Annotated in this window: 15 protein-coding genes and 1 pseudogene; 8 read left to right on the top strand and 8 right to left on the bottom strand. The window is 68.9% G+C overall.

The genetic code is table 11. From position 1 onward, the window contains the following. From L0M17_RS02980 to L0M17_RS02990, 3 genes are all read left to right on the top strand, one after another. Positions 1-699: a nucleotide exchange factor GrpE gene (locus L0M17_RS02980; RefSeq protein WP_241051070.1), complete on the top strand. Its 699-nt coding sequence runs from the start codon at positions 1-3 to the stop codon at positions 697-699. A 252-nt stretch (positions 700-951) separates the two neighbouring features. Further along, entirely contained in the window at positions 952-1,935 is a 984-nt protein-coding gene (locus L0M17_RS02985) for a DnaJ C-terminal domain-containing protein (RefSeq protein ID WP_241051072.1), read from the top strand. A 3-nt stretch (positions 1,936-1,938) separates the two neighbouring features. Then, positions 1,939-2,394 carry a heat shock protein transcriptional repressor HspR gene (locus L0M17_RS02990; protein ID WP_241051073.1) on the top strand — a complete coding sequence of 152 codons (456 nt, stop codon included), beginning with the start codon at positions 1,939-1,941 and terminating at the stop codon, positions 2,392-2,394. 89 nt (positions 2,395-2,483) lie between these two features. Here L0M17_RS02990 and L0M17_RS02995 read toward each other — a convergent pair whose 3' ends face one another. Both L0M17_RS02995 and L0M17_RS03000 read right to left on the bottom strand, forming a co-directional pair. Next, entirely contained in the window at positions 2,484-2,654 is a 171-nt protein-coding gene (locus tag L0M17_RS02995; RefSeq protein WP_241051075.1) for a hypothetical protein, read from the bottom strand. A 104-nt stretch (positions 2,655-2,758) separates the two neighbouring features. Continuing rightward, positions 2,759-3,367 (bottom strand): COG4315 family predicted lipoprotein, encoded by a 609-nt coding sequence (locus L0M17_RS03000; RefSeq protein ID WP_241051077.1) that lies wholly within the window; start codon positions 3,365-3,367, stop codon positions 2,759-2,761. Between the two features lie 231 nt (positions 3,368-3,598). On the opposite strand from L0M17_RS03000, the gene L0M17_RS03005 reads away from it, so the two are divergent. Next, a complete protein-coding gene (locus L0M17_RS03005; RefSeq protein WP_241051078.1) occupies positions 3,599-4,105 on the top strand; it encodes a sigma-70 family RNA polymerase sigma factor in 507 nt (168 codons plus the stop codon). Then, positions 4,102-4,806, top strand: coding sequence for an anti-sigma factor family protein (locus L0M17_RS03010; RefSeq protein WP_241051079.1), 705 nt, complete (start codon positions 4,102-4,104; stop codon positions 4,804-4,806). The genes L0M17_RS03005 and L0M17_RS03010 overlap by 4 nt, the downstream gene beginning before the upstream one ends. On the opposite strand, the gene L0M17_RS03015 is transcribed toward L0M17_RS03010, so the two are convergent. From L0M17_RS03015 to L0M17_RS03030, 4 genes are all read right to left on the bottom strand, one after another. After that, positions 4,778-5,773 (bottom strand): 2-hydroxyacid dehydrogenase, encoded by a 996-nt coding sequence (locus L0M17_RS03015; protein WP_241051080.1) that lies wholly within the window; start codon positions 5,771-5,773, stop codon positions 4,778-4,780. The two genes, L0M17_RS03010 and L0M17_RS03015, sit on opposite strands and share 29 nt — an antisense overlap. Then, positions 5,773-6,717, bottom strand: a complete 945-nt coding sequence (locus L0M17_RS03020) for a hydroxymethylglutaryl-CoA lyase (RefSeq protein ID WP_241051081.1) — start codon at positions 6,715-6,717, stop codon at positions 5,773-5,775. Before L0M17_RS03020 ends, L0M17_RS03015 begins: the two co-directional genes overlap by 1 nt. Next, on the bottom strand, positions 6,714-7,964 hold the full coding sequence (locus L0M17_RS03025) for a CaiB/BaiF CoA transferase family protein (protein ID WP_241051082.1): 1,251 nt from the start codon (positions 7,962-7,964) through the stop codon (positions 6,714-6,716). Before L0M17_RS03025 ends, L0M17_RS03020 begins: the two co-directional genes overlap by 4 nt. 97 nt (positions 7,965-8,061) lie before the next feature. Then, on the bottom strand, positions 8,062-8,907 hold the full coding sequence (locus L0M17_RS03030; RefSeq protein ID WP_241051083.1) for an IclR family transcriptional regulator: 846 nt from the start codon (positions 8,905-8,907) through the stop codon (positions 8,062-8,064). A 182-nt stretch (positions 8,908-9,089) separates the two neighbouring features. Between L0M17_RS03030 and L0M17_RS03035 the strand changes: the two genes are divergently transcribed. Next, entirely contained in the window at positions 9,090-10,490 is a 1,401-nt protein-coding gene (locus L0M17_RS03035) for an MFS transporter (protein ID WP_241051084.1), read from the top strand. A 17-nt stretch (positions 10,491-10,507) separates the two neighbouring features. On the opposite strand, the pseudogene L0M17_RS22855 reads toward L0M17_RS03035, so the two are convergent. Beyond that, positions 10,508-11,523: pseudogene (locus L0M17_RS22855) on the bottom strand (bile acid:sodium symporter family protein). 113 nt (positions 11,524-11,636) lie between these two features. Between L0M17_RS22855 and L0M17_RS03045 the strand changes: the two are divergent. Both L0M17_RS03045 and L0M17_RS03050 read left to right on the top strand, forming a co-directional pair. Continuing rightward, positions 11,637-14,498: an FAD-binding and (Fe-S)-binding domain-containing protein gene (locus L0M17_RS03045; RefSeq protein WP_241051086.1), complete on the top strand. Its 2,862-nt coding sequence runs from the start codon at positions 11,637-11,639 to the stop codon at positions 14,496-14,498. After that, a complete protein-coding gene (locus L0M17_RS03050) occupies positions 14,495-14,893 on the top strand; it encodes a VOC family protein (protein ID WP_241051088.1) in 399 nt (132 codons plus the stop codon). Before L0M17_RS03045 ends, L0M17_RS03050 begins: the two co-directional genes overlap by 4 nt. Positions 14,894-15,796: 903 nt before the next feature. Here L0M17_RS03050 and trmB read toward each other — a convergent pair. Next, on the bottom strand, positions 15,797-16,672 hold the full coding sequence (trmB, locus tag L0M17_RS03055) for a tRNA (guanosine(46)-N7)-methyltransferase TrmB (protein WP_241051090.1): 876 nt from the start codon (positions 16,670-16,672) through the stop codon (positions 15,797-15,799). Positions 16,673-16,690 lie beyond the last annotated feature (18 nt).

Raw genomic sequence — 16,690 nt, forward strand, 5'->3', positions numbered from 1 at the left:
ATGGCCCCCCACCACGGCAACGAGGAAGAGCACGAGGTCCGCGGCGAACCGCAGAAGCCGGTGATCCGGGACAACCGCAAGGTTGACCCGGTCACCGGCGGGGTGCGGCAGCCTGACCAGGACCAGCCGGAGACCGCCCCTGCGGGAGCTGCCGAGGCTGGCCAAGCCGGACCGACGAAGGCAGATGTGCCCGAGCACGAGGAGATTCGACCTGTGGACGATGCCCACGACTCGGAGGACGTCCTCGCCCAGGCCGAACGGATCCTGAGCGAAGCGGAGGGGGTCCAGAACGAGGCCGCCGAGCTGCGCGCTGATCTCCAGCGGCTTCAGGCCGAGTACGTCAACTACCGCCGGCGTGTCGACCGTGACCGGGCTGTCGCTGGGGAGGCTGCCGTCATGGGCGTCCTCTCCTCGATCCTGCCTGTCCTCGACGACATCGATGCGGCGCGCGCCCACGGCGACCTGACCGAGGGGCCGTTCGCGTCCATCGCTGCCAAGCTCGAGGGGATCCTCACGAGCCACGGCCTCGAGCGGATCGATGCGACCGGCGTCGAGTTCGACCCCAACATCCACGAAGCCCTGATTCAGCAGCAGGGCGAGGGGATCGAGGTCGACACGGTGCAGCAGGTCCTCCGGGCCGGCTACCGGACCCAGTCGCGCGTGATCCGCGCGGCGCAGGTCATCGTAGCCGTCCCGTAAGGGCAACCGCGGAGACGTCGGTTGAACCGCGGCAACTGCGGAGACGTCGGTTGGACCGCGGCAACCGCGCACGGACGACGGCGGGCGCCCACCCGCCGTCGTCCACCCCTTTCCGTTTCGGGTACAGATAATCCCCTTCGGAGACGTTTCGGGTACAGATAGCCTCGAGTTGGCGTACCCGAAACGGGGAATGGGGGCATTATCTGTACCCGAGACGATAAGAATTGATGCAGAGACGAGAAGGAGGCCTCAGTGGCTAGTCAGGACTGGGTGGAGAAGGATTTCTACTCCATTCTGGGCGTGCCCAAGGACGCCTCCGACGCCGACATCAAGAAGGCCTACCGGAAGCTCGCCCGCAAGTACCATCCTGACCAGAACCCCGGGGATGCCGAGGCCGAGAAGAAGTTCAAGGACATCACCGAGGCCAACTCCGTCCTGAGCGACCCCGAGGAGCGCCAGCAGTACGACGCGATCCGCGCCATGGGCGGTGCGCGCTTCACGGCAGGCGGTCCGGGTGGCGCGGGCCAAGGAGCCGCGGGCTTCGAGGATCTCTTCGGAGGACTCTTCGGCGGAGGCGCGGGCAGGCATTCGCGAGGGTTCAACACGGGCAACCTGCCGCCCGAGTTCGCCGACCTGTTCGGCGGCTTCAGCACCGGGGGCGGCGGATTCCAAGCCCCGCCCCAGCGCGGCGCCGACCGGCAGGCGAGCACCACCATCTCGTTCGCGGGCTCCATTCGTGGAACCACCGTCGGCCTGCGCGAGCAGAACGGCGAGGTGATCGAGGTGCGGATCCCAGCCGGCATCCGCGACGGACAGAAGGTCCGGGTGCGCGGCAAGGGTGGGCCGGGATCTGGCGGAGCGGGCGACCTCATGGTCACCGTGAACGTGACCCCGCACCCGTTCTTCACCCGCGACGGCGACAACATCCGGATCCACGTGCCCGTCAGCTTCGACGAAGCCGCGCTCGGGGCCCAGATCGAGGTCCCGACCCTCGACGGTCATACCGTGCGGATGAAGGTCCCCGCGGGCACGAACTCAGGCCGGACCCTCCGCGTGAAGGGCCAGGGCGTCAAGACTTCGAAAGGCACGGGCGATCTCCTCGTGACGGTCGACGTCGTCGTGCCTCAGAACCTCTCGAAGGAGGCGGAGGAGGCCGTCAGGGCCTTCGCGGCTGCGACGGCCAAGAACTCCGAGTCCAACCCGCGCTCCGGCTTGGCAGCAAAGGCGAGGCTGTAGACCATGGCCATCGATCCGTACGCTCCGATCTTCGTGATCTCCGTGGCGGCGGAGCTGGCCGAGATGCACCCTCAGACCCTTCGCCAGTACGACCGCATGGGCCTCGTCTCGCCATCGCGCCAATCGGGGCGCCAGCGGCGCTACTCGCAGCACGACGTCGAACTCCTCCGCGAGGTCCAGCGACTTTCCAAGGGCGGCGTCTCTCTCGAAGGCATCCGTCGCATCCTCGAGCTCGAGAACCAAGTTGCCGCGCTCCGAGCGCGCGTATCCGAGCTTGAGCAGGAAGTCGTCGACGCACGACGCCGGGGTCCCGACTCGCGCCGCGTGTTCGCCGCGGGGATCGCGGGCGACGTCGTGACCCTCACCCGAGGTCAGCGGCCCGAGCAGCGCTCGCAGGCCGTCGTCGTCTGGCGCCCTCGGCCCTCAAGCGGCGCTTCGGCGGGGCCAATCCAGTTCTGAGATCTGGCCACTCGTCGGTCGGGAGGTGGCCGCTCGTCGGTCGGGAGGTGGCCACGCGTTGGTCGGGAGGTGGCCACTCGTCGCAGCGGTCAGGCAGTGCCGAATTGCGGGCATGCCTCGTTTGAGCACCCGCGGTCGCGGGGGACCCAGCGATCGCCCTCCTGATTCCAGACGACGTGCCGATGCTGCCCGCACAGTTCGCACGACGGCGCGACGTAGCTGTGCTTTTCCTCTTCCGTGTAGCTGCGGAAGCCTGACATGACTCCTCCTCGCTTCGGGGTAACCCAATCTACTCCGGACCATGAAAACCGGGTACAGGTGTGATACCCGGGAGCGGGGAGGTTCAGCGCGTCCTGTTGTTGCCTCAGTAGCCGGACGTACCCGAGTTGTTCGATGAGCTGGACGGGTTCGTTGAGCTGGACGGGTTGGATGAGCTGGACGGGCTCGAGGTCGTGGCCATGAGCGGCGACTGGATCATGGAGCCGTCAGCGCCCACGACGTACCACACGCCCGCGACACCCTGCCCCTTCACCTGTCCGGGGGCGGTGTCCTTCGAGAAGTAGTAGATGGGCATCCCGTTGATGGTCACCTGCTGCTTGCCGTCGGCGGTCGGGAGGGTGCCGATCTTGCCCGTGACGCCCTGGAGGGTCGGAGCCGTGTCGCTCGTGACGGCCGGCCACAGCGCGACGCATCCTCCTGTGCAGGCGCTCGTGGTCTCGCCCGGCTTGTCCAGCGTGTAGTAGTAGACAGTCATTCCCTTGCCATCGACGACGATCGTCTGGCCGCCCACCGTCGACGTCTGGAGGCTCAGGGCCGCCGAGGTCGACGGCGCGGCTGCCGGGGCGCTCGAGGTCGCCGCGGCGGGCGCGCTCGACGTCCCCGAACCGCTGCTGCTCGTGCCGCCGCACCCCGCGAGTGCGAGCGCGGAAACCGCTGAGGCAGTCGCGAAGAAGAGAGCTGCTCGCTTGTTCATGATGTGCCCTTTCGTTCCGGGCGGCTTGTGGCCGCGCTGACCTAGAGACGGCGGGGTGCCTCATTCGGTTCAGACGGGAGCGCGTGTCGGCGGGGGCGAGGAGAATTGGCTGCAGCAAGCTGTGCGAGCAAGAAGTTTCGACGAGCAGTGAACCGTCGACGAGGAGTGAACCTTTCGAGACGCCACGTCGTCTTAGCGGGCGGAAGGGCCATTCGGCAGCCGGGAGGCAGCATGCCCATGGACGAGGATGCGGTCGCGGCGATCTACCGCGATCACGGCGCGGCGCTCCGGCGCTTCGCCCGTGGAGCCGTAGGCAGCGACGAGCAGGCTGAGGACATCGTGCAGGAAGCGATCGTCCGGGTGTGGCGGCAGGCGCCCGAGGTTACCGTGGGGCTGCGCGCATACCTCTACCGGACGGTGCGGAACCTGATCGTCGACCAGCACCGGCAGCGCTCCCGGAGGCCGAGGACAGTCCCGGCCCAGGGGACCGACGGCTTCGACGTTGCCGTTGACGCCGAACGGATCGACGAGCTCTTGGACAGAGTGGTGATGGAGGAGGCACTCATGCGGCTCACGCGCGAGCACCGGGAGGTGCTTGTTGCTGTCCATTACCGCAGGCTGAGCGTGCAGGAGGCGGCCCGCGAGCTCGGTGTTCCCGCGGGGACCGTGAAGTCGCGCTGCTTCTACGCCCTCAGAGCCCTCCGGACCGCGCTTGATGAGCTGGGGGTGGAACGATGATTCTGGATCATCACGACGCTCGCCTCGCCCTCGGCGCCTACCTCCTCGGCGCCCTCGACCCAGAGGAGGCCCGCGCCGTCGAGGCCCACGTGGCCACGTGTCCCGACTGCCAGGCGGAGATCGAGGATCTCGAGACGCTCCCCGCACTCCTCGACGGCGTCCCCTCGGCGCGCGCCGAGGCGCTCGCCGAAGCCCCTGCGTTGCTCAATGAGGGCCCGACCCCGCCGGCCCTCCTCGCTCGGGTGCGCGCCCGCCGTCGTGCGCTCCGCCTCCGGTGGACGGGGGCGCTGGCGGGGGCGGCCGCAGCCTCGCTTGCGCTCGGCGCCGCGCTCGGTCCAGTAGTCGTCGGGGCGCCGACGGCGACGCCGAGCCCTAGCACTTCGTCGCCCGCCGCTTCCTATTCGCTCACTTCGTCGGACGGCGCCCAGGTCGACCTCGCGCTCGTCCGCAAGGGCTGGGGTACCGAGCTCGACCTGGTGTGCCGTGGGATGCCTTCAGCGGGGGTGTTCAGCGTGTGGGTCGTGGCCGACGACGGCGCCCCGGAGCGGGCGGCAAGCTGGAGTTCGACCGGCTACGCGGGACGGGCGGTCCTGACGGGGGCGACGTCGTACCAGCTCGCCTCGATCCGCTCGATCCAGATACGGGACGACACGCAGCGGACGCTCGCGACCCTCACGCTCCCGGCCACGCCGTCGGGTTGACAGGGTGGTCCGGAATGCGCCCCGCGCCCATCGCGATGGCGTTGAGCGCGCTGAGGCGCGACATCTCGGCCCGCACGGAGACGGTCGCGCTGCCGATGTGTGGCAGGAGGACCGTATTCGGTAGGTCGGCGAGGCCCGGGGCCAGCAGCGGCTCGTCCTCGAAGACGTCGAGGCCGGCACCCGCGATCCTTCCGTCCCGGAGGGCCGCCACGAGCGCTGCCTCGTCGACCACCGGCCCGCGCGCCGTGTTGATGAGGATGGCGGATTCCTTCATGCGCCCGAGGACGTCTGCATCCACGAGGTGGTGGGTGTCCTCATTGAGGGGAACGTGCAGCGAGAGGTAGTCGCTCGCCGCGACGAGTTCGTCCCACTCGACCTTCCGGACCTTCCCGGCGAACTCTCCGAGTTCCGAGTCAGTGACGGCGCGGTCGTGGGGTGGACGCGGCGCGAAGAGCACCTCCATCCCGAAGCCTAGCGCGCGCCTCGCTGTGGCCCGCGCGATCCGACCGAACCCGGCCAAGCCGAGCGTCCGGCCCGAGACGTCTGCGCCGAGCATGAGCTCTGGCTCCCAGCCGTGGAAGCGCCCTTCTCGGACCATCCTGTCCGCCTCGATGACTCTGCGACCGGTCCCGAGAATGAGCAGCATCGCGATGTCCGCCGTAGCATCCGTGAGGACCCCCGGCGTGTTTCCCACCATGATCCCGCGCTCGGTGGCTGCAGCGATGTCGATGTTGTTGTAGCCGACCGCGAAGTTGGAGACCCCTCTGACCGTCGCCTTGGCGAGCAGCTCCGCGTCGATCCGATCCCGCAGCTGGGTCAGGACGACGTCGTACTCCCCGCTTGCGCAGCGCTCCGCAAGTTCCGCATAGGTGGGTGCCTCCTCCAGAACCGTCACATCGGCCGCCCCTGACAGGAGCGAAGGGCCGGGCTCCGGAATCGGCGTGGTGACCAGAATGCGGGGCCGCATCACGGGGCTTCCGTTCCCGAGAGCTCGCGGCTGCCCTGGATGACCCATTCGAACGCGTTGGCCTTGGAGCGTGCGCCTTGGGCTGCCTTGGAGCGGTTCGGCTCGTCGACTTCGCGGAGAACGTTCTCGGACAGCCGGACCAGACCCGCGAAGGCCGACGGATCGAGCCAGTCCGGGCGCGTCGCGAACAGGAGGTCCTCGCTCGAGGTGTTGCCGCTCGCCCCGGGAGCGAAGGGGCAGCCGCCGAGGCCGCCCAAGGCACCGTCGACGACGTCGGCGCCCGCCGAGGCAGCTGCGAGAGAGTTAGCGACCCCTTGGCCCCACGTGTCGTGCCCGTGGAAGACGATGCGCCGCTTCGGCGTCTCGGAGGCGACGCGCGAGACGAGCTCAGCGACCTGCCCAGGGAACGCCTGCCCCAAGGTGTCGCAGACGACGACGTCGTCCGCGCCGGCCGCGCGCTCGTCGTTCGCGATCTCGAGGACCTTCTCCGGGTGGACTGGCCCGTCGAACGGGCACGTGAAGGAGGTCGCGATGCACAGCTGAATCCGACCGCCGGCCTCCTTCGCGAGGGCGATCGCGTCCGGCATGACCGCGAGGCTCTGGTCAGTGGTCCTTCCGATGTTCGCCAGGTTGTGGGCGTCCGAGGCGGAGAAGCAGTACTGGAAGTTGCGTGCCCCCGCGGCGATGGCCTTCTCGACGTGCCGCGGCGTCGCGACCCAGATCCAGCACTTCTCAAGTTCCTCGGCCGTGAGCCCGGCGACGACGTCGAGGGTGTTGGCCATGGGCGGGACCAGATCGGGGCGGGCCATCGAGCCGATCTCGAGCTCGGGGACACCCAGACGGAGCAGCTCCCGTGCGAGGCGGATCTTGAACTCCGTCGGGAGGAGTTTTCCCGTGAGCTGGAGGCCGTCGCGGAGGGTGACGTCTCGGAGGACTGGTTTCACAGGAAGGCTCCTTCTGAATGCACGACGGCGTCGATCTGCTCCTCGCTCATCCCCAGGACCTCTGCGAGGACCGCCCGGGTGTGCTCGCCGAGGTCCGGCCCCAGGGAGCGGATCGGGAGCGACTTGCCCCCGATCACGGGGACGATGCCGGGGAAGCCGACGTTCTCGAGCACCTCCTCGCCCGTCGAGACGGGGAGGCGCTGGATCATGTCGCGTGCCGCGTACTGCTCGTCCTGGCAGATGTCGGCCGCCGTGTAGATGGGGCCGCTCGGCACTCCTGCCTCGTCGAGGATGCGGAGCGCCTCGGCCTGGGTGTGGCGGCCCGTCCAAGCTCCGATCGCAGCGTCGAGCTCCTCGCGCCGCGCCCACCGCGCGTCGTTGTTCGTCAGCTCAGGATCGTCGGCGAGGTCCGGCCGCTCGATGACCCGCATGTAGCGCTGGAAGATGGAGTCGCCGTTGCCGGCGACGACGATGCTCGCGCCGTCTTTGCAGACATAGGCGTTCGACGGCGCGATCCCCTCCATCCGCCCGCCAGTGCGCTCGCGCTTGAGCCCGTAGGCCTCGTAGTCGGGAACGAGGGACTCCATCATCGAGAGCATCGCCTCGTTGAGGGCGACGTCGATGATGCGCTCGCCGAGCGGGACGGCGGGCCCGGCAGTCCGTTTGCGGGTCTCGCGCTGGAAGAGCGCCATGACGGAACCGAAGGCGGCGTAGAGGCCGGCGATCGAATCGCCGATCGAGACGCCGACGCGAACGGGCGGACGGTCCGGATCGCCGACGAGTTCGCGGAAGCCTCCGAGCGCTTCGGCGACGGCGGCGAACCCGGGTCGTGGAGACAGGGGGCCGGTCTGGCCGAAGGCTGAGACCCGCGTGATGATCAGATCCGGGTTCGCCTCGTTGAGGACATCCGGACCGATGCCCCACTTCTCGAGGGTGCCAGGCCGGAAGTTCTCGAGCAGGATGTCGCAGTGGTGGGCGAGCTCGAGCACGAGCTTCCTGCCCGTCTCGGTCTTCAAGTCGAGCACGATCGACTTCTTGTTGCGGTTGATCGTGCGGTAGAGCATCGAAGTGGTCCCGGCTTGGAGACGCCAGTTCCGCAGCTCGTCCCCGGTGCGGGGGCGCTCGACCTTGATGACCTCGGCGCCGAAGTCGCCCAGGAGGCGCCCGGCCGTCGGCGCCGCGATGTAGTTGCCGAGTTCGAGGACTCGGACTCCCGCGAGCGGGGCGATGGTGTGGTCTCCGTGCATGGTGCTCCCTTGGTGCAGGCCTTCGTCGTCGAAACAGCCGAAAAGATCATCGGAAGTAACTACATTATGAGCAAGAAACCACGAAGTGGGCAAGAGGCTAGCGAGGAAGGCGGCCGCCGATGAGGCGGGTGGCCTGTTCTGCCGCCTCCACGAGCGGTTCGATCCAGGCCTGGCACTTGTCCGCTGTGACGCGCAGGGAGGGTCCGCTCACGCTCAGCGCGCCAGTGAGGTCTCCCATCGAATTGAAGATCGGCGCAGAGAGTCCGGTGGCCCCTTCGTCGCGTTCGTCGGAAGTGATCGCGTAGCCGTCGCGTCGCGTCTGGTCGACGTCTGCGTGCAGTCGCTTGGGGTCGGTGATGGTGTGCTCTGTCAGCCGCTCGAGCGTCGACGACAGCGCGGCTTCCTCGGCCTTGGGGTTCCAGGCCATGAGGACGCGCCCCGCCGAGCCAGCGTGAAGAGGCAGGAGCTTCCCCACGTGCATCTCCCTGCGGAGGGCGTGCCGCGTCTCGGCCATGGCGACGCACACGCGGAAGTTCTCCTCGAGGCGGAACAGCGAGACCGTCTCGCCCGTCAGGTCGCGGAGTCCCTCGAGGACGGGCTTGATGACCTCGAGCTCGTCGAGCCCTCTCGTGGCGGGGGCCGCCCAGTAGGCGAACTTCACTCCGATCCGGACCCGATCGCCTTCCCGGTCCAGGAATTCCTCGGCGACGAGGTTGGCCACGAGCCGCTGCACGGTCGAGGTGGGGTAGCCGGTTGCGGCCCGGATCTCCGAGAGGGTGAGGGCGGGCCGCGAGAGCGTGAACGCATCGAGGATTCCGCGGATCTTCCCGAGGACGAGCAGCGGCTTGACTCCGCTTGAGAGCTCCCGTGCCGGGCCTTCCCGTCGCTGAGGGGCTGGGCTCAGCTCCTCCTCGTCCCAGTTCTCCTGATCGGATGCGGTCACTTCCGGCCCCTCTTCATCGATTGCGGCTTCTGAAGCGCGAGTCTAGGCGCCTTGGCTGAAGCGGACGACCACGCTTCGGACGCAGACCTACCCAATCCGTATGACGTGGGTTATATTCGTCCATGACCTGAATCACATAGTGAGTTGTGAACCACTTCGTAGGTCTCAAAGAGGAGAGAACTATGGCTTCGTCGCCATCTACAAGCTCGATGACGAGCAGCAGGATCAGCTATCACCTGGACCGCCTGCCCGTCGGCAAGGTCCACTGGAAAGTGGTCGTCGCCGTCGGCCTCGGGCTCTTCTTCGATATGTACGAGGTCTTCCTCTCGGGCTCGATGAGCGTCGCCCTCGGCAAGGAATTCCGGCTCTCCGGGCTCGAGCTCAAGCTGCTGCTCGCCTCGGCCTTCCTCGGAATGTTCCTCGGAGCGGCGCTCCTCGGCCGGCTCGCGGACCGGCTGGGCCGGCGCAAGGCCTTCCTCTTCAACCTCATCTGGTACTCGGTCTGGTCCCTGGTCGGGGCGTTCTCGCCCAACGCCGGCTTCCTCGTCTTCGCCCGCTTCATGGCCGGCATCGGCGTCGGGGCCGAGTACCCGGTAGCCGACGCCTACCTCTCCGACGTCCTGCCCAAGGACAAGCGGGGAAGGCTCGCCACCTGGGCCTACACGAGCTCCTTCGTTGCGGTCCCTGTGGTGGGCTTCCTCGCCCTGTGGCTCAACACGACGCCTCTGCTCGGCATCTCGGGCTGGCGGTGGCTCCTCGCCCTCGGCGGCGTCGGCGCCGTCGTCGTCCTCTTCCTCCGCCGCTCGCTCCCCGAATCGCCGCGGTGGCTCAACAGCGTGGGACGTACGGAGGAAGCCGCTCAGGCCCTCGAAGTCTTCGCTCAGGGCGCGGGAACGAGTGTCAGCGAACTCGAGAAGGCGGCCCCGAGCGCGGCCGAACTGGCCTCGCGACCGGCACCGGACCAGGACGAGCGCAGGAGTCTCTCCCACCTCGGGAAGGCCCCGTACCGCGGCCGACTCGTCATGCTCGTGATCTTCCACGTGTTCCAGACGTTCGGGTACTACGGATTCGGGACTCTCGCAGCCCTCGTCCTCGTCGCGAGCGGCCACAGCGTGACGAACTCGCTGCTCTTCACAGCTCTCTCGTTCCTCGGCTACCCGATCGGCTCGCTCGTCTCCACGCCCCTCGTTGCCAGGTTCGAGCGGAAGCACCTGCTGATCGCGTCGATCGTCGCCCTCGCGGCGAGCGGCGTCGCGTTCTCGGTGTCCGGGAGCGACGCGCTCATCGTGGTGTTCGGCTTCCTCACGACCCTGATCAGCAACGTGTTCTCGAACGTCTACCACATCTACCAGGCCGAGATCTTCCCGACAGCGCTGCGCGCGACCGCCGTCGGCTGGACCTACTCGCTCTCCCGGCTCTCGAGCGGCGCCCTGCCGTTCATCCTGCTCCCGGTCCTCGACAGCTTCGGCGCTCCGGCCATGTTCGGCGTCGTCGCCGTCGCCCTCGCGATCATCGCCGCGACTGTCGGGATCCTCGGACCGCGGACCACCCGCAGGAGCCTTGCAGAGATCAACCCGGTCTGACGCTCGTCGGTGCGCGTTCAGGCGCGCACCGACGACGGCGTTGCCTCCGCCTCCGCGCGGGCTCCCCACCGCCGGGCGAGCCACGCGCACACCATGAGCTGGATCTGGTGGAAGAGCATGAGCGGGAGCACCATGAGACCCACCGCGGGACCGGCGAACAGCACGGAAGCCATCGGCACGCCGGTCGCGAGGCTCTTCTTCGAGCCGCAGAAGACGATCGTGATGCGGTCCTCCCGGTTGAAGCCGAGCCGGCGGCCCGCAAAGCTCGTGGCGGCTAGGACCGCGGCCAGCAGCACGATGTTCACGAGCAAGAGCCCGGCGAGACTCGACGGCGAGAGCTGCCCCCAGATTCCGCCGACGACGCCCTCGCTGAACGCGCCGTAGACGACGATCAGGATGGACCCGCGGTCGACGAGGGTCAGCACTTTGCGTGACGTCCCATCCAGGCCACGATCCACCGGCGAGCGAACTGGCCCGCGATAAACGGCACGAGCAGCTGGACCACCACGTCCAGGATCTGGCGGCCGACGTCGCCCCCGCCGTGCGTCGCGTGGAGCAGGAGCGCGGCGAGCAGAGGCGTGACCACGATGCCCGCGAGGTTGGAGAACGTCGCGCTGCACACAGCCGCGGCCACATTGCCTCGGGCGATCGAGGTGAACGCGATCGAGGACTGGACGGTCGAGGGCAGCATGCAGAGGAATAGGACCCCTTGGTAGAGCTGCGGCCCGAGGAGCGAAGGCTCGAGGAGGCCCGCGGCGAGACCCAGCAGCGGGAAGACGACGAAGGTCACCGCGAAGACGAGTCCGTGCAGCCGCCACTGCCGCAGTCCATCCAGAGCCTCCCGCGGCGAGAGGCGGGCACCGTACAGGAAGAACAGCAGCGCGACCGCGACCGTCTGGAGATCCGTGACCCCGTGAGCGAGGGCGTTCCGCGCCGGGAACAGCGAGGCGACCACAACCGTGAGCAGGAGGGCGGTGATGAATCCGTCGAACGGCCAGCGGCGGGGGAGCGAGACGGAAAAGCGGCGGGGCATGGTTCGATTTTCCCGAGCCAAGGCATCTATCGCGAAATGCCAGCCCGCAATAGACGGCCCATTCAGTCGCCAGACCCTGTGACTCGGCCCCGAATCTGGGGTAGCACTGGAACATGACGTCGATCGCAGTGCGCCCTCCAGTGAAGCGGCCCGGGCAGAAGACGGTACAGTCCCTCGTCGATGAGCTCCGCACTCGGATCGATGGCGATGTCGATGACTCCTCCCTCGCCAAAGCCCTCTATTCCTCGGACGCGACGAACTATCGGGTGGTGCCGAGCGTCGTCGTGCTTCCGCGCTCGCGGAACGATGTGCTCGTCGCGGTCGCCGCTGCGCGCGAGCGCGGCATCCCGGTGACCGTGCGCGGTGGGGGCACGTCCATGGCGGGAAACGCGATCGGACCAGGCCTCGTGATCGACTTCTCCCGCTACCTCAACCACATCCTCTCGGTCGATCCCGAGGCGCGCACCGCTGTCGTCGAACCCGGGGTGGTGCTCGCCGACCTCGAGGCCGCGTGCGCGCCCCACGGCCTGCGGTTCGGCCCGGACCCCGCGAGCGGGACCCGTTGCACGGTCGGCGGGATGATCGGCAACAACGCGTGCGGAGCGCACGCGATGTCCTATGGCCGCACGGCGGACAACGTCCTCTCCCTGACGTGGCTCACGGGGACGGGCGAGATCGTGACGGCGTCGTCCGGCCCCGAGACGTTCAATGCCGTCCCCGGCCTCGGCGAGCTCGTTGACCGGCACCTCTCGGTCCTGAGGAAGGAGTTCGGGCGCTTCAGCCGCCAGATCTCGGGCTACTCGCTCGACCATCTCCTCCCCGAGAAGGGCCGCAATCTCGCGGCGACTCTCGTTGGGGTCGAGGGCACGTGCGGCGTTCTCCTCGAGGCCACGCTCCGGCTCGTTCCCCGCGCCGAGAACCCTGCGCTCGCCGTGCTCGGCTACCGCGATCTCGCGACAGCGGCCGACGACGTCCCGAACCTCCTGCCCTTCCATCCCCTTGCGCTCGAGGGACTCGACACGCGGCTCCTCGACGCCCTGCGCCGGGCGAAGGGCGCGGACAGCGTGCCCGACCTCCCCAAGGGCGGGTGCCTCCTGCTCGCCGAGGTGCCCGGGGACACCCCAGAGGAGGCGGAAGAGGCAGCCCGGAAATTGGTCGACGCCGCAGCTACGGACCAGTCGCAGGTGCTGCCCGCGGGCGAGCAGAGCGAGCGGCTGTGGCGCATCCGCGAGGACGCCGCCGGGCTCGCTGGCCGGACGGAGAAGGACGACCAGGCATGGCCCGGCTGGGAGGACTCAGCCGTCCCGCCGGAACACCTCGGCGACTATCTTCGCGACCTCGCGGCGCTCCTGGACGAGGAGGGCCTCACCGGGATGGCCTACGGGCACCTCGGCGACGGCTGCGTGCACATGCGGATCGACTTTCCGCTCGAGCAGGACGGCAGCCTCATGCGCCGCTTCCTCGAGCGGGCCGCCGCGCTCGTCGCCCGGCACGGGGGCTCCCTTTCGGGCGAGCACGGCGACGGCCGCGCCCGCTCCGAACTGCTGCCCGCGATGTACAGCACCGAGGCCCTCACCGCGATGGCCGAGTTCAAGGCGATCTTCGACCCGGAGGACTTCCTCAACCCGGGCATCGTGGTGCACCCGGCTCCGGTCGACGCGGACCTTCGGCGACCCCGCGCCGTCGAACTCCACGTCGACCGAGGCTTCGCGTTCAAGCACGACGGCGGCAGCGTCACCAAAGCTGTGCACCGCTGCGTGGGCGTCGGCAAGTGCCGCGCGGATCCTCGGGGAGCGGGCGGGTTCATGTGCCCCTCCTACATTGCGACGCGCGAGGAGAAGGACTCCACGCGGGGGCGGGCGCGCGTGCTGCAGGAGATGCTCAACGGCACCGTCGTGCAGCTGGGCTGGCGGTCGCCGGAGGTTCACGCGGCGCTGGACCTGTGCCTGAGCTGCAAGGCGTGCTCGACTGACTGCCCCACAGGCATCGACATGGCCATGTACAAGGCCGAGACGCTCTTCCAGACGTATCGGGGCCGCTTGCGCCCCCGGAGCCACTATTCCCTCGGACGGCTCCCGCAGTGGCTGCGCCTCGCGGCGCCGTTCGCCTCCCTCATGAACCTCGCGGCCCGTGTCCCGGCGCTGCGCAAGGCGGCGCTCACGGCGATGGGTGCGGACCCGCGCCGCTCACTCCCCAAGCTCCCGAAGGCGCCGTTCCGCTGGGACCTGCGCTCGCGCCGTCGTCGTCCGGCTCCGGAGGGCGCGCCTCGGGTGGTGCTGTGGGTGGACTCCTTCTCAGACGGGTTGGATCCGGAGATCCCGCGCGACGCCCTCACCGTGCTCGAGGCGGCCGGCTGCGACATCGAGGTCTCCCCGGGCGAGGCGTGCTGCGGCCTCACGTACATCTCGACCGGCCAGCTCGACGCCGCGAAGGCGCGGCTCCGGAGGACCCTCGACGTCCTCATCCCGCACGTGCGGGCAGGGAGGACCGTCGTCGGCCTTGAGCCGAGCTGCACGGCCGTGCTGCGCTCGGACCTGCTCGAGCTTCTGCCGGACGATCCGCGCGCCAAGGAGCTCGCAGGCGCGGTCAAGACTGTCGCCGAGTTCCTCACGGGCATCGAATGGCAGCCGCCGCAGTCCGCGGAGAAGCTCCTCGTCCAGCCGCACTGCCACCAGTACTCGGTGATGGGCTACGACGCGGACCGCGCACTCCTCGACGGGATGGGCTGCGACGTGGACGTCTCGGCGGGCTGTTGCGGACTCGCGGGGAACTTCGGCATGGAGCAGGGGCACTACGAGGTCTCCGAGAAGATCGCTCGGGGCGGGATCCTTGCGAAGGCGGCCTCGGAGCCCGAGCGGGCGATCCTGGCAGACGGCTTCTCGTGCCGAACCCAAGTCGGGGACCTTGCCGGGCTGGGCAGCAGGCACCTCGTGCAGGTCATGGCCGAGGCTCTGCGGAAGGGAGGGACCCCGTGACTGCCATTTCCGTCATGCTGATCGTCCCGGATGCTGCGGCTGCGATGCTCTGGTATCGGGAGGCGCTGGGAGCCGTCGTGCTCTGGGACCTCGGCGGAGTGGCCGGGCTCGAAGTCGATGGCGCGCCGTTCTTCCTCCACGAGATCAACCCGGGCAACCCTGTCGAGACGAGCCCGGAGCACGCGGGTGTGACGAGCGCACGCGTGGAGCTTTTCGTCGACGACCCGGATGCCGTCGTCGGGAGGGCCGTCGCCTCCGGTGCAACCGCGGGCTCGCCCGTCGAGGACCGCCAGATGCCGTGGGGCGTCCACCGTCAGGGTGGCTTCCGTGACCCGTTCGGGCACGTGTGGTCGGTGGGGGACAGGTCACCGCTTCAGGGCCATCGGGGCGGGTAGGCGGGCGGCGTTCGGACGGAAGGTGACCGGGTGGCCGGAGGGCGCGCGTTGGTCGCGAAAGCGTAGGTCTGCCACGAGGGCGGACGTTTCCTCCCAGGACGGACGTTTGGGGCTGGAGAAACGTACGCGTTGGCACCAAACGTGCGCCTTCGGAGATCGGCGACCGGCGAGGGAGAGCGGCGATCGGCGAGGGGCGGCCTCCCGCAGGGGCTGCCGTTCGGCCTGTCGAGGCAACCTGTGCTGAGACGCTTTTGTCCGCCGGAGACCTCGTGCGCCGAGACCTCCTGTGCCGAGACCACTTGTCCGTCGAGACCCGAGCTAACGGACGAGACCGCAGGGGATTACCTGTGGTCTCGTCCGTTGGCTGTGGTCTCGCCGAAACGGACGTCGCGACGGAGGCCCCGACCAGGGTGACCGGGTGGCGTGAGGGTGCGCGTTCGTCGCGAAAGCGCAGGTCTGCCACGAGGGCGGATGTTTGCTCCGAGGGCGGACGTTTGGGGGCGTAGAAACGTACGCGTTGGCACCAAACGTGCGCCTTCGGGGACCGGCAACCGGCGATCGGCGAGGGGCGAGGGGCGGCCTCCCGCAGGGGGCTGCCGTTCGGCCCGTTGAGGCCACCTGTGCTGAGACATTGTCGGTCGTGACCCCTCGTCGGCTGAGACGCCTGTCCGCTGTGACCCTCGTCGGCTGAGACGCCTGTGCGCCGAGACACTTGTCCGCCGGAGACCCCCCTGTGCCCAGACACTTGTCCGTCGAGACCGGAGCTAACGGACGAGACCGCAGGGGATTACCTGTGGTCTCGTCCGTTGGCTGCGGTCTCGCCGAAACTGACGCCGAAACTGACGCCGAACCGGACGCCGAATCGCACCCCCCCGACGAACCCCCGCCAGAGGGGCCCAGAGCCTAGGCCCGCACCGCCTCGAGGTCGAAGATGACGCGTCCGGCCTTGAGCGCCTTGTTCTCGAAACTCGTGAGCACCCGGCCCTCGAACCGCGGGGCCCAGCCGCCGTCGTCGTCCGTCTCGCCGGTCGGCTCGCAATCGACCCCCGAGGCCCACGCCGCCGTCAAGGGGCTCGCCGCCCCCGCCCGCTCGCCGTCGTGCGCGTTCTGGAAGTCCGGCGAGGAGGCGACGACGTCGCGCATCTGCTGCGCGTAGCCCGACCAGTCAGTGGCGAGCCGCCAGATCCCGCCCGGCACAACCACTCGCGCGGCCAGCTCGGCAAACGAATCCTTCACGAGGCGCCGCTTCTGGTGCTTCGTCTTGTGCCAGGGGTCGGGGAAGAACACCCAGAGCTCGCTCACCGATCCCTCCGGCAGCATCCAGCCGAGCACCTCGGGGGCGTTGGCCTGCACCACTCGCACGTTAGTGAGCCCGCGCTGGCCGATCCTCAGGAGTGTGTTCGCGAGGCCGGGTCGGTAGACCTCGACCGCGAGGAAGTTCCGTTCGGGGCTCGCCTCCGCGGCGGCGACGATCGCCTCGCCGAGGCCGGAGCCGATCTCGACGACAAGCGGCGCCTCGCGCTCGAACTCGGCTGCGGCGTCGAACACGTAGTCCGGGTGCACGGAGGTGTCGGCGACGTGGCGGGGAACGTCGACGACGAACGACGGCGCGTGCTCGTCCCACGCCTGCTGCCTGCGCCCCTGGAGGCGGGTCCCCCGGCGGACGAAGCTCACCGGCTGGCGGCGATAGGTGCCGAAGGAGGCCTGACTGCCGGGTGTGACCGGGTTGCCGGCAGAGCCCGGGGCTGTGGTCGGGGAATCAGGGTGCTGCTCGCTCATCGCCCTCAAGCCTAGTGG

This window comes from Sinomonas terrae (assembly GCF_022539255.1).
GTDB classification, from domain to species: Bacteria; Actinomycetota; Actinomycetes; order Actinomycetales; family Micrococcaceae; genus Sinomonas; species Sinomonas terrae.